At 50.6% G+C, this 13,800-nt stretch carries 8 protein-coding genes; 4 read left to right on the top strand and 4 right to left on the bottom strand.

Going from position 1 to position 13,800, the window contains the following annotated elements; genetic code table 11:
• Window positions 1-11: 11 nt before the first annotated feature.
• From G3352_RS08770 to G3352_RS08755, 4 genes are read left to right on the top strand one after another with little or no spacing between them, the layout of a single operon-like run.
• On the top strand, window positions 12-1,061 hold the full coding sequence (locus tag G3352_RS08770; RefSeq protein ID WP_163755744.1) for an isochorismatase family protein: 1,050 nt from the start codon (window positions 12-14) through the stop codon (window positions 1,059-1,061).
• The gene (locus G3352_RS08765; protein WP_240342988.1) at window positions 1,058-8,296 is read left to right on the top strand and encodes an amino acid adenylation domain-containing protein; all 7,239 of its coding nucleotides are present in this window, start codon (window positions 1,058-1,060) and stop codon (window positions 8,294-8,296) included. Before G3352_RS08770 ends, G3352_RS08765 begins: the two co-directional genes overlap by 4 nt.
• Window positions 8,297-8,308: 12 nt before the next feature.
• Window positions 8,309-8,545 (top strand): MbtH family protein, encoded by a 237-nt coding sequence (locus G3352_RS08760; protein WP_072733826.1) that lies wholly within the window; start codon window positions 8,309-8,311, stop codon window positions 8,543-8,545.
• On the top strand, window positions 8,542-10,023 hold the full coding sequence (locus G3352_RS08755; RefSeq protein WP_163755742.1) for an MDR family MFS transporter: 1,482 nt from the start codon (window positions 8,542-8,544) through the stop codon (window positions 10,021-10,023). Before G3352_RS08760 ends, G3352_RS08755 begins: the two co-directional genes overlap by 4 nt.
• A gap of 185 nt (window positions 10,024-10,208) precedes the next feature.
• On the opposite strand, the gene G3352_RS08750 is transcribed toward G3352_RS08755, so the two are convergent.
• From G3352_RS08750 to G3352_RS08735, 4 genes are all read right to left on the bottom strand, one after another.
• Window positions 10,209-10,523: a DUF2628 domain-containing protein gene (locus G3352_RS08750; protein ID WP_163755740.1), complete on the bottom strand. Its 315-nt coding sequence runs from the start codon at window positions 10,521-10,523 to the stop codon at window positions 10,209-10,211.
• A 237-nt stretch (window positions 10,524-10,760) separates the two neighbouring features.
• On the bottom strand, window positions 10,761-11,444 hold the full coding sequence (locus G3352_RS08745; protein ID WP_163755738.1) for a 4'-phosphopantetheinyl transferase family protein: 684 nt from the start codon (window positions 11,442-11,444) through the stop codon (window positions 10,761-10,763).
• 83 nt (window positions 11,445-11,527) lie between these two features.
• Window positions 11,528-12,400, bottom strand: coding sequence for an arylamine N-acetyltransferase family protein (locus G3352_RS08740; RefSeq protein ID WP_163755736.1), 873 nt, complete (start codon window positions 12,398-12,400; stop codon window positions 11,528-11,530).
• 129 nt (window positions 12,401-12,529) lie between these two features.
• Window positions 12,530-13,705 carry a DUF6688 domain-containing protein gene (locus G3352_RS08735; RefSeq protein WP_163755734.1) on the bottom strand — a complete coding sequence of 392 codons (1,176 nt, stop codon included), beginning with the start codon at window positions 13,703-13,705 and terminating at the stop codon, window positions 12,530-12,532.
• Between the last annotated feature and the right edge of the window lie 95 nt (window positions 13,706-13,800).

Below are 13,800 nucleotides of genomic sequence, written 5' to 3'. Positions count from 1 at the left end.
GAGGGATATTCATGGCACTTCCAAAGATTCAACCCTATGCAATGCCTGTAGAGTCGGAGCTTCCCGTCAACAAGGTAACATGGACACCGGATGCGAAGCGCTCGGTACTCCTGATCCATGATATGCAGCAATATTTTATGAACGCCTTTACGGCAGGACAATCCCCTGTTGTGGAGCTGATCGATCATATTTCACAACTTCGTTCAAAGTGTCATGAGCTTGGCATTCCGGTGGTCTACTCCGCACAACCGGGCGGACAGACTCCGGAGCAGCGCGGGTTACAGCTGGACTTTTGGGGTGCGGGAATTGATGGAGGACCTGTGCAAAAAGAAATTATTGAAGCACTCGCACCCGCTCCGCAGGATACGTTCATGACCAAATGGCGATATAGCGCCTTCCAGAAGACAGAACTGTTTGAACTAATGCAGCAGGATGGTCGTGATCAACTGATCGTCTGCGGCATTTATGCTCATATTGGATGTCTGATGACCTCCTGCGAAGCCTTTATGAGAGACATTCAGGCGTTCCTGGTTGCGGATGCAGTAGCTGATTTTTCGGTGGAAAAACATCGCATGGCCCTGACGTATGCAGCAGAACGGTGCGCGGTAACACTGACAACCGGACGTTTACTTGAATTCCTAAATGATTTTGCCGCAGACGGCATTAAAGGAGTAGTAAAGTCTGAGGCAGGTGAGCAAGGTGAGCAATCCTATGCTACACCTGCACGTGTGGCTGTTTCAGAGGCTGAGCAGCAAACGGCATCGGCAGCAGAGAGAACCCAGGACGGAAGTCATGGCATTGAACAAGTCACGTTGGAAGCATTGAGAAATCAGGTCGGAGAGATGCTCCAGGAGCAACCTGGCAACATTGGAGAGCACGATGATCTGATTCAGATCTGGGGACTGGACTCCATTCGTATTATGAGTCTGGCTGAGCGCTTTCGAGTGGAAGGAGCGGGGGTAACGTTCGTGGATCTGGCGGAGCTGCCTACATTGGCTGCATGGGCAGCATTGCTGGATAAGGCCAAAAATAAGGTGCTCCCGAACGGAGACTACTTTTGAGCGGGGCCGTGCATACGTCGTACAGTCGGAATACGGCTTGGCCCCTTTCCTCTGCACAGTCCGGCATCTGGTTCGCTCAGCAGTTGAATCCGGACAATCCGATGTACAATACCGCTGAGTATGTGGTCATCGAGGGTAGCGTAGACGCCAGACGATTCGAAGAAAGTGTGCGACAGACCGTTTCGGAAGCAGAGTCGCTGAATATGGTTTATGGTGAAAATGAACAAGGTCCATGGCAGTCTTTGAACAGAAACCCGAATCATTGGACATTTCATGTCATCGACGTGAGGGAGGAATCGGAGCCCCACACAGTAGCATTAAACTGGATGAAAAAGGATCTGGCCAATCCCGTCAATCTGGCGACAGGTCCACTCTTCACGGAGGCATTGTTCCAGGTGAGCCATGATTGTTATTACTGGTATCAGCGCATCCATCATATCGCGAATGATGGATACGGCGTTTCGCTGATTACCCGCAGGGTGGCGAGCCTATACTCCGCAAGTGTAAGAGGAGAAGGTGTAGATCAAGTCCAGCAGGGGGCGTCGTTTGGCTCATGGACGGCCGTTCTTCAGGAAGACGAGGCTTATCTTGGATCAGTGGACAAAGAGCAGGATCGTCAGTTCTGGATGGATCGGTATGCAGACGAACCGGATGTTGTCAGTCTGGGGGAACGTGCTCCGCGAACCTCTACCTACTTCCTGAGACAGAGTGGCCTGTTTACACAACCGCAGCGCGAGCAAATGCAGGCGGCAGCGGCAAGGTTCGGTGTGACTTGGCCGGATTTGTTTGTAGCGGCAACGGCCATTTACGTTCACCGAATGACAGGGGCGACCGATGTTGTGCTGGCCCTGCCCGTGATGTGCCGATTGGGATCAACTTCCCTGCGGGTTCCGGGTATGGTCATGAATGTGCTTCCGCTGCGTCTCAACGTAGAGTCGGATCTGACCGTGTCAGAGTTGCTGAAACAGGTTATGCAGGAGATTCGGGCGGTACGAAAGCATCAACGCTATCGGCACCAGGATCTGCGGCGTGATCTGAAGCTGCTTGGAGAGAATCGTCGTTTGTTCGGACCCATGATTAATGTCATGCCATTCCACCATGAATTGAACTTTGCAGGGCGGCGCGGCATGATTCACAACTTGTCCACGGGACCGGTAGACGATCTGTCCATTCATGTTGTGGACCAAGGGCATGGTCATGGGATGAGTATTGATTTTGATGCGAACCCGTCTATCTACAATGATTCCGAACTGCTGAACCATCAGCTTCGTTATATGCAGCTGCTAAACCTGATCATGCAGGAAGGAATGGAGACAGAAACGGTGGGACGACTGGAATTGCTGCTCCCTGCCGAACGTGAGCAAGTTTTGGTGACATGGAATGGAACGGGAGGGCTAACAGCCGAGAGCAATTCAGCAGCACTGTTTGAACAGCAGGTCCGCCGCACACCTTCTGCAACGGCGCTGACGTTCGAAGGGGCCTCCCTGACGTATGCGGAGCTGAATGAACGGGCGAATCAGTTGGCTCATCAATTGATTCACCGATATCAGGCAGGACCGGAACAGCGGGTGGCCATTGCTCTGCCTCGTTCGCTGGAAGTGGTCATCGCCATTGTGGCTGTCCACAAAACGGGGGCCGCCTATCTGCCGCTTGACCCTGACTATCCCGAAGAGCGTCTGATCTACATGTTGGATGATGCCAAGCCTGCTTGTGTGGTGACGGTGATGGACCATGTTTCCAGTCTGCCGACAACATCCAGTGTACCGATGATGGTCATGGATGAACCGAATACTGCTACGGCAGTGAGTCGCCGGCCTGGAAGTAATCCCGAAGGTGATGATCTGACAAGTACAGCTTCTCTGCTCAATCCTTCGTATATTATCTACACTTCAGGCTCCACAGGTAAGCCCAAGGGCGTAGCCGTAACCCATCTGGGGCTGGCGAATCTGCTTGAGGATATGAAGACGAGACTACAGGTTGGTCCGCAGGACCACTGGCTGTCGGTGACTACGATTGCTTTTGACATATCCGTACTGGAAGTATTTCTGCCGCTTACGACGGGTGCCCGGCTGGATATTACACACAAAGAGACGATTCTTGATCCGGTAGCTCTGGCTGGGAAGATGAGAGAGCTGGGAACCACCATTATGCAGGCTACGCCTACGTTATGGCAGTCTTTGGTGACGAGCCGGCCAGGGCGATTCGATGGGCTAACCTTGATTACTGGAGGAGAGGCGCTGACGGAGGAACTGAAGCTTTCTTTGCAGGAACTGGGTTGTCACGTCAATAACCAGTACGGCCCGACCGAGACAACCATTTATTCCACGGCTGCCTCGTTCGACACAGGGGAAATGGGGAAACCGTCGATTGGTGGTCCGGTTCGCAACACGCAGTTATATGTGCTCGATCAATGCTTAAAGCCAGTACCCTCGGGTGTAGCAGGGGAACTGTATATCGCAGGCGAAGGGCTTGCGCGCGGGTATTTGGGCAGGCCTGATCTGACCGCAGAACGCTTTGTAGCCAATCCCTTCGGTCAGCCAGGCAGTCGGATGTACCGTACAGGAGATTTGGCGAAATGGCTGCCGGATGGTTCTATCGATTATTTGGGTCGTGCCGATCATCAGATCAAAATTAGAGGTTTCCGGATAGAACTGGGCGAGATTGAATCGGTAATCTCCAGGTATCCTGGCGTAGCTCAGGTCACGGTTATGGCTCGCGAAGACCAACCGGGAAACCAGCGATTGGCAGCGTACGTAGTGGGTGAGTCTGAGCTCGAGAATCGTATGGATCTGGCAGAACTAAGAGCTTACGTGGCGGATGCGTTGCCGGATTACATGGTGCCTGCTGCATTCACACTACTGCCCGAGATGCCGTTGACACCGAATAAAAAGATCGATCGCAAACGGCTTCCGGTACCTGCTTTGCTGTCAAATGCCAATGGACGGGAGGCGCGCACGCCACAAGAAGAAATTCTGTGCAGTCTGTTCGCTGAGATTCTTGGTGTTGGTCGTGTGGGCATTGACGATGATTTCTTTGAACTGGGTGGGCACTCCCTGCTGGCTGGACGAATTACAGCACGTATCCGTGATGTATTCGGTGCAGATCTGACCATTGGCAGTGTATTTGAAGCTCCAACCGCAGCAGGCCTAGCCAAACGATTGGATCAGGTAAAATCGGTGAGGCCTGTTATTCAGCCTGTTCCACGTCAGGGGGAGCTTCCGCTCTCCTTTGCCCAGCGGAGGTTGTGGTTCATGTATTGTCTGGAAGGCGCCAATCCGACGTATAACATTCCGCTGGTTGCCCGGTTGGCCGGGAAGCTGGATACGGATGCTCTGGAGAACGCCCTGCAGGATATTGTAGACCGTCATGAGACATTACGAACGTTGTATCCGCCTGAAGTGGGTTCTGCGAGCCAGCATATTCTGAATGCTGCTGACGTCAAAGTGAAATTGAATATAACCGCTGCTGCAGGGCAGGAGCTTCCCGAGCTTCTGACAGAAGCGTCACGCTACAGCTTCCAGCTTTCCACTGAACCAGGCATTCGTGCCGAGTTGTTCAGAATCGGCGCGGATGAGCACGTGCTGTTGTTGCTGCTCCATCATATTGCCGGGGATGGATGGTCACTGTCGCCGCTGATCCGTGATCTATCGGAGGCTTATGCGTCACGCTTGCGGGGTTCTTCGCCTACCTGGGCGCCGCTTCGCATTCAATATGCCGACTATGCGGTGTGGCAGGAGAGATTGCTAGGGGATGAGAAACAGCAGGACAGTCTGATTGCAAGACAGATGGAATTCTGGAGCAATCAGCTGGCCCATTTACCGGAGCAGGTTACATTCCCTACGGATTACGCTCGTCCAGTCGTGTCTAGTTATCGCGGTGGGTCGGTGCCTTTTACGATCAGTCAACGTTTGCATGAGCAATTGATGGTCATCGCACGTGAGAATAAAGTCAGCCTATTCATGGTGCTGCACTCGGCACTGTCCTTGTTGCTTACCCGAATGGGGGCAGGAACGGATATCGCGATAGGAACACCGATTGCCGGACGGAGCGATGATGCGCTGGATGAAGTCGTCGGTATGTTCATTAACACCCTTGTGCTGCGCACAGATACTTCAGGTGATCCAACATTCCGTGAGCTGCTGGCTCGTGTGCGGGAAGTCGACCTGGCTGCATATGAACATCAGGATCTGCCCTTTGAACGGTTGGTTGAAGTATTAAATCCGCCTCGGTCGCGTTCCAAACATCCGCTCTTCCAAGTGATGCTTGTGCTGCAAAATACACCGGATATTCGTCTTGATCTGCCGGGTATTGCGGCGGAAACCCGCATGTATGGTGTGGGTTCATCCAAATTTGATCTAACCCTTGAGCTGACCGAGCAGCGTGAGCATAACGGATCTCCAGGCGGAATTGAAGGTGTGCTGGAATATAGTGCAGATCTCTTCCGGGAATCTACTGCAGGTGAACTTGTGGTCCGATTGATGCAGGTGCTTGAAGATGCAGTGCAGCAGTTGGATGAACGAATCAGCAGATTTCATGTTGTGACCCCGACAGAGCAGGCGCAGCTTGAAAAAGAATGGTCTTTTACGCTGAGTGAGGATGCGCAACTGACCATAGCCGAGCGCTTTGAAATACAAGCAGCGGCTCATCCGGAAGCGACTGCCATGACCTGTGAGGATATCACCTTGAATTACAGGGAGCTGAATGCAAGAGCCAATCAGCTGGCCAGATTACTGATCGGTCAAGGCGTGGCACCGGAACAAATGGTTGCGCTAGCCTTGCCTCGTTCCGTTGAAATGGTTGTGGGCATTCTCGCTGTGCTAAAAGCAGGAGCCGCGTATCTGCCACTTGACCCCAATTATCCGGCAGATCGTTTGACACATATGCTGACAGATGCAGCACCGAAAGTAATGGTAACGAGTACAGAGGTATACACCTTGCTTCCACAGGTGGCAGAAATTCAGTGTATTAATATGGATAATTTGCATACTTTGCAGCAATTGGAGATGCTGGATGATCGAAACCCTGCGGATAGTGAACGCAATGGGCGTGTAACACCTCTGAGCCCGGCTTACATGATCTATACCTCAGGCTCGACAGGTAAGCCCAAAGGGGTCGTTATTCCGCATGCGAATGTCATCCGTTTATTGGATGCCACGCAGCACTGGTTCCATTTTGACGCGAGTGATGTATGGACCTTGTTCCACTCCTATGCATTTGACTTCTCTGTATGGGAAATCTGGGGACCGCTGCTGCATGGAGGACGATTAGTCGTTGTTCCTCATGAGATTAGCCGTTCACCTGGAGCGTTCCTGCAGTTGCTCGCTGAACAAAAGGTGACCGTATTGAACCAGACGCCATCTGCGTTCTACCAACTCATGCAGGCTGACGGGGAAAATCCGGCCTGGGGACAGCAGCTTGCACTCCGTTATGTCATTTTTGGAGGCGAGGCACTGGAGCTTGGGCGCTTGGATGACTGGTATGAACGTCATGCTGATGATGCGCCAAAACTCATCAATATGTATGGCATCACTGAGACGACGGTTCATGTCAGCTACCAGGAACTGCATGCAGGCAGTTCTACGGAAGGCGCGAGCAGCTGGATTGGATGCGCCATACCGGATCTTCGGGTATATGTGTTGGATGATCAACTTGAGCCTGTACCAACAGGAGTAACCGGAGAGATGTATGTAGCCGGAGCAGGTCTGGCTCGTGGTTATTGGAATCGACCTGATCTTACAGCTGAGCGATTCGTTGCTGATCCATACGGTCCACCAGGCACACGTATGTACCGGACAGGAGATTTGGCGAAGCGTCTGCATGATGGCTCGCTTGATTATTTGGGGCGGGCGGATCAGCAGGTGAAAATACGGGGATTCCGCATTGAGCTTGGCGAGATTGAAGCAGTGCTGGCAAGGCATTCAAGCGTGGCCCAGGCTGCTGTAATTGTCCGTGAGGACCAGCCGGGGGATAAACGTCTTGTAGCTTATATCGTTCCGGCTTCGGACACAGGGACGATACCGGAATCGACTGCCTTGCGTCGTCATGCGTCTGCCAGCCTTCCCGATTATATGGTTCCATCTGCGGTTGTAGCGATGGAGAGCCTGCCGCTTACACCGAATGGAAAGCTCGATCGCAAGGCACTACCCGCACCGGAAATGCAATTAACGACAGGTGGCAGAGCGCCTCGCAACCCGCAGGAGGAGATCCTCTGTGATTTGTTTGCTGAAATATTGGGCATGCGGAGTGTGAGTATTGATGACAGTTTCTTCGAGCTGGGTGGCCATTCGTTACTGGCTGTTCGCTTGATGAGCCGCATTCGTGAAGCGATGGGACGGGAGCCGGGCATCGGCATTTTGTTCGAAACAGCTACCGTAGCGGGACTGGCGGAGCGACTGGAGATGGATTCGGATTCCGGAAAAAGCTCGCTTCAAGTGCTGTTGCCGCTCAGAACGCATGGGGAACATCTGCCTATATTCTGTGTCCATCCCGCAGGAGGACTTAGCTGGTGCTATGCCGGGCTGATGAAACATCTGGGCATGGAATATCCACTCTATGGGTTACAGGCCAGAGGAATTGCTGAGTACGAGGAACTTCCGTCTACACTGGAAGATATGACAGCAGACTACATCCGCCATATCCGCTCGGTACAGCCTGAGGGACCTTACCGTCTGCTGGGCTGGTCTCTCGGAGGCAACGTAGCCCAGGCTATGGCGGTACAACTGCAATTGGAAGGGGAAGAAGTAGAGTTTCTCGCCATGCTGGATGCGTATCCGAGCCACTATCTGCCGATTCGCGGAGAACCGGATGAGGAAGAAGCCTTAACGGCATTGCTTGCACTGGGGGGTTATGATCCGGACAGCATTGGGGATGGGCCGCTGGATATGGCAACGGCTATGCGCATATTGCGCAGTGAGGGCAGTGCACTGGCAAGTTTGGACGAAGATACGATCATGAAGCTGCGGAAGACCTATGAAAATTCCGTACGGATCTTGGGTGCCTATACGCCATCCCGATTCGAGGGGGATCTGATCTTCTTCCGTTCCACCATTATTCCTGACTGGTTTGACCCGATTGAACCGGAAATGTGGAATGCGTATATCGGGGGCCAATTGGAACGTCATGATATCGCTTGCCGTCACAAAGACCTCTGTCAGCCTGGACCGCTGGAGGAAATCTGCCGAACACTGGCCGCCAAGCTGGAAGAGCTGAACAAGCGCGAAATTCAACATAAATAGGAGGATAAGGCGATGAGCAACCCATTTGAATATGAAGACAGCAATTATCTGGTGTTAATCAATGAGGAGGGGCAATACTCCCTCTGGCCTGCATCCCTTGAAGTACCCGCAGGTTGGACCGTGATGCTTGGCAAGGCCAAGCGCCGGGTGTGTCTCGATTACATCGCCGAGCAATGGACAGATCTGAAACCGTTAAGCCTCTGTGATGAAATCGGTATGCCTGGAGCCGTTCATGAGGCTAGCAGATGAAATTCGGTCTGAATCCCAAGGTCATTGTCAGCATCGTCTATGTGTTAGCGATGTTTATGGTGGCTATGGATGGAACGGTCTTGAACGTAGCATTACGAACCATTAGTGAGGAGCTAGGGATTCCCCCGGCTGCTTCGGGTACCTTGAATGTGGGGTATTTGGTGAGTTTGGCTGTATTCCTGCCTGTTGCCGGGTGGCTTGGTGATCGATGGGGAACGAAACGAGTTTTCTTATCTGCACTGGCACTGTTTACGGTATCCTCTGCACTGTGTGCGACGGCCGATCAATTAAGTACGCTGACGTTCTTTCGCATTTTGCAGGGGGCAGGAGGTGGTCTGCTTACTCCAGTAGGGATGGCGATGCTGTTTCGAACCTTTCCTCCCCAGGAACGGGCCAAAGTATCTCGAATGCTCGTACTGCCCATCGCGCTGGCCCCGGCCCTAGGGCCGATTGTGAGCGGATTGATTGTCGATCAGCTCTCTTGGCGATGGATCTTCTATGTGAATCTACCCGTCGGCATTCCAGCGGTAATCTTCGGAATGATTTATCTGAAGGAACACAAAGAACAGGGAGCCGGTCGACTGGATGTACCGGGGTGGTTAATATCTGCCCCAGGACTCGCTCTGACGATGTACGCTCTTAGTCAGGGTCCGCTGCGAGGGTGGACTTCCCCTCTAATTATTGGAGCTGGTCTGACAGGAATCATCCTGCTCACGTTGCTCGTGGTTGCCGAACTGCGCGCGAAGCATCCTTTGCTTGATCTACGTTTGCTGAAAGACCGTTTATTCCGCTATTCCGGTTTGGTGTCCGTATGTGGAGCAGCGGGTCTGCTGGGCATGTTGTATGTATTTCCGCTGATGTATCAAAACGTGCTAAATGCCTCTGCGCTTGAGACAGGACTAACCACATTCCCTGAAGCTCTGGGACTTATGATCGCTTCGCAGCTTGTGCCCTGGACATATCCGCGGCTGGGTCCGCGTAAGCTGATATCCATGGGTTTGATCTGTACGGCTGTGATTTTCATTACGCTTAGTCAGATTACAGTGGATACCAATCCGTGGTTCATTCGTTCATTATTGTTCGGCGTGGGGATCTTCCTGGGGCAAACGGTAGGCGCGGTACAGATTGCTTCGTTTGCCCGAATACCGCCTCCTTCCATGGGACGAGCCTCCACCTGGTTCACGGTGCAAAATCGGCTGGGTTCCGCCATTGGAATGGCTTTATTGTCTGCTGTTCTGGCTGGCGTAGGTACAACGACGGTGACTGTAGCCGGAGCGATGGAGCCAAATATGCTGGCGTACCGTTTGGCTTTACTGGGTGCTGCTGCGTTTCTGTTGATTGGTTTATGCTTTGCCCTGAAAATCAGCGATGCTGACGCGGCTGCAACGATACGGAAAAACAGCGGTCAGGGTCTCTTCCGGAGGCAAAAGAAATCTCCATCATTGACGCAGGAATCGTCTGTACAATCGAAAGGTTAAGTCCTGTAGCCTGGCAGTTGAACATGATATCTCTTCAGATCATGAGTGAGTGAATGCAATCCATTGAATATTAAAAAGTCCCTGACGGGTTCGCCAGGGACTTTTCGATATTTCTACATGCGTGTTAGTTCATAAATCTACAATAAAAATCTAAATTGCTATGTTGGTTACATTCTTTTCTAAGTTTATGCTGCTCGAGCAATAATCTGATTTCTCTCAAGAACCGCTTGAGACTCAGCATTTGCAGGACGGTAGCCTTTTTCCAGCAATTCTTTAATGTAAATTTTGTTGTAAACGAAGGAGAATACGATTCCACTAACCCAAGCTCCGAAACCCACAGTGAAGACTCCAAGAGCAGCACTAATCAAAAACATGATGGCAGCCCATTTCAAATCACCACGGAAAAGAGCAGGGAAAAAACCGAAAAAGAGTGTTGTCCAGCTGAAACCAACCTTAACGTTTTTGGTCACACCTGCATTGTTTTGCAAAAAGATATGCATTTGTCCACTTCCTTCTAAAATAATAAATGGAGAGAGAATCGAGCATTAACAAGTATGTACTGTAGAAAATAGTTATAAATACCTGATCTATATTACCTACTTCTCTTCCTTTTGGTCCTATAGTACCATTAACTGGACAGAATGTAATCATTTTTTTTGAAAATTATGGTTTGAAAAGGGATTAATGCACTTTTTGATAAAATGTAAAAAATGAAGGAGGGGTCTATAACCCCTCCTTCATAATAATGCCTGATACAACTCTTCGATTGTGATGACATCCGGCTGGTTAGGTAAATCATCTCCTGCGGAGCAAGCAGCTATCATATGCCCGTGATCCAGTCGCAGGCTGAGGAATGGATAAGCGGCTGCTTCTGGCGAGTGCCAGTTCCCGTCAGCATTACGGATCATGGAGAATGAATCAAGTGGGATGGACAGACCCATGCCGACAGCCTTGATGTAGCTTTCCTTCAGAGTCCATAGACGGTAAAAGGTCTCCAGCTGCATCTCAGCGGGTTCCGCAGCCAGGAATCCGCTCTCCGTGAGAGAGAAGAAACGCTCTGCAATCTTCATGTCGATAGGCGCTATTTTTTCAACATCCACACCCAGATCAGTGTCACCACCAGAGATTAAAGCAATCCAATCGCCGGAGTGCGAGACATTAAATTGAACATCAGCATAGTTACTGAGTGCAGGTTTGCCGTATTTGTTACGTGTAAAGGAAAGTTCTCCCGGCCTTAGGCCAGTCAACTTGCTCAGCGTCACACGGGTCAACACTTCACCCAGTACAGAGCGATAAGCATCCGCCTGATGTACAAAACGTGCAGCTTGTCCTCGTCTTTCCTCAGATACCCGCGACTGAAAAAGGTTCCAGTATGCCTCCGGCAATTCTGCCGGAACTTGAAGAACTTGAATCGTTATCATCATTTATCACCTGACGATGTATTCGGCATTGATTGCACACTTTCCTTTATAATCATTGGTTTATCAGCTTTCCCCGTGCCGCTTCATACCTGCTGTGTCCTTTTCCATTCTTCATGTGCAGCCTGTATCCGTCCCCACATTTCTTTGCGTTCAAGTTCTGTGTAATTCATCAACGGTTCGTGGAATTTCTCAGCCAATACGTCTTTCCACTTGGCGTAGGTTTGAATTTCCTTCTTGCGGATACCATCGCGGTCATGCGTCCGGAGCATACATCCACGTAGTTCGTTGCTTTGGAGAGCATGCCTCTGACGGAGCAAAAATGCGTTATGCCAAGGTGAATCGGCTGACTGGCTGTAGAATTCATGCTTAGGAATGAACTCCTCCAGGTTAGTAAGCTCTTCGGGAGCGAAGTCGACACCCTCACTTGGCCCGTTCGGCTCATATTCAAGTCTCCATCCGCCAGGGGCAACGGATGAAGGCATTAATGTATAAGTAAACGGGGCCGATCCGTAGGTTCCATAACGAAGGGGAATCGGTTCAAAGGGCATGCCGCCCAGACCGACGTCCACAATCCAACGTTCCACATTCGGGTCTGCATCTGGCAAAGAGACGGACAGACCGAGATGGAACGAGTTCACACGTGGCTGCTCTCCATATGGCTGAACTCCGGCACGATGCCAATGCACCGTATATCCCAGAGAGCGAAGCAGGACGCTGAAAGCGCCATTCAGATGAAAACAGTAACCACTGCGGCCTTGCAATATAAGCTGGACCGATTCTTGAAGATCAATGCCCACAGGTCGACCTGCAAATATATCGACCGTTTGCCAGGATAGATACTGCACATGTGCCTGCTGGATTTCGGTTAGAAATGCCAGTGTAGGTTCCTTGATATCATGGATGCCTATCCGTTTCAGGTAGGCCATTATTTCAGATGGAGTCAATGTAACATTCATCCAGATCACCTCGAGTCATGTAGTGAGCGTGTTATAAACTTCTGCCCTGAATTCATTGTAAAAGTGAACGGATGAAATGAATACACTGGTTTGCTTCAATTGTACCGGTACAGTTAAAATTCCGTTTTTCTAGAAACGTGTATATTTTCCTCGCATCTCACTGTACTGGATATGAATTCGGTTTTCAGGGTGAGCGTCTGTTGTGTAAAGGACGATGAGGAATAGCCATTCGAGCGGTTTCATCAATAGATAGACGATATCGGCGGTCCATTTGGAACGAATATGTTTACTGATTGGATATCCATATCGATTGTACACACCTCGAACTAAGCCATGGAACCGCGGCGTATACTGCTCAATAACATGCTCGAATGCGTTGGCGATCATGAGTTGCCGATTAACGTGAATAATGTGGCCATGTCGTATGCCTGCTCGCACAGGTTTGACCCATTTTTGATGTCCACCAGCTGCAACTGTACATAGATAGTGCCCATCACCGGGAATCATATTCGGCGGTGGAGCTGGCAGTCTGGAGTAATTAAAGCTGCTTGTATCCAGAAATACGCGAATGGCGCTATCCGGGCGTTGTCCAAACAGAACAAGGAGCAGTTGTATAACCAGCTGTACAGGAAACATCAGAATGATCCACACTATTGGGGCGGTATGAAAGCGAATGATAGACCGGTATAGCAGTCGTTGCCATTTTGGTAAATGCTCCATATCCATAGACGTTTGATATTCAACCAGAGTAGCGGCCATAAAGCCATCCCATGAACGTTTCAATCGACCAATATATAGGAAGATGAGCGATAGATAGCTGCTCTGCAACAGAAGGACAGCAAACATCAAGAACATGCCCGTCTCGGTGTACCAAGCAATGCTAGTATGCGTGATATAGACGATACCCCAAAAGATATTTAATACAAGGATACTGTTGCATAAAGTGTAAATGATCGGTGAGAGTTTATCTGGACGTGTGAACATTACTAAATAAGCGAGCAAGCCAAGCAATAACGTGACCATAAGGACAAGAAGACTACGATGATCCAACGTGGCATAATTGGATGCCATCAGGCCGGAATCTTCATACATGGATAAGGGTTCTCCTCCCTGAACACCCATACTGTCTATTGCAAGACCTACTGCGAAAAGGAATAGAGTGACGGCCAGAAAAATAAATTCGAACACCTTGAGAAGTTTTCGGCCATTTCCCGAGGCCTTCTTCAGAAAACTATTCATCATAATCCACCCTGAGGCAGCTGGGAGGATCAGGAAGAGTCCTATGAATTGAATCGTCGCATACAAAATATTTCCTCCTTCGATAGCAGTATCGTCTATTGTAGGTTAGAAGACTTTATATGGCAATAATGCCCATTATAGAAAAACTGCGACAAAGTATT

The organism is Paenibacillus sp. ALJ109b (assembly GCF_010747435.1).
Classification (GTDB): Bacteria; Bacillota; Bacilli; order Paenibacillales; family Paenibacillaceae; genus Paenibacillus; species Paenibacillus taichungensis.
Note: the sequence above shows the minus strand (reverse complement) of the source record. Positions and strands in the feature narration are given on the sequence as shown.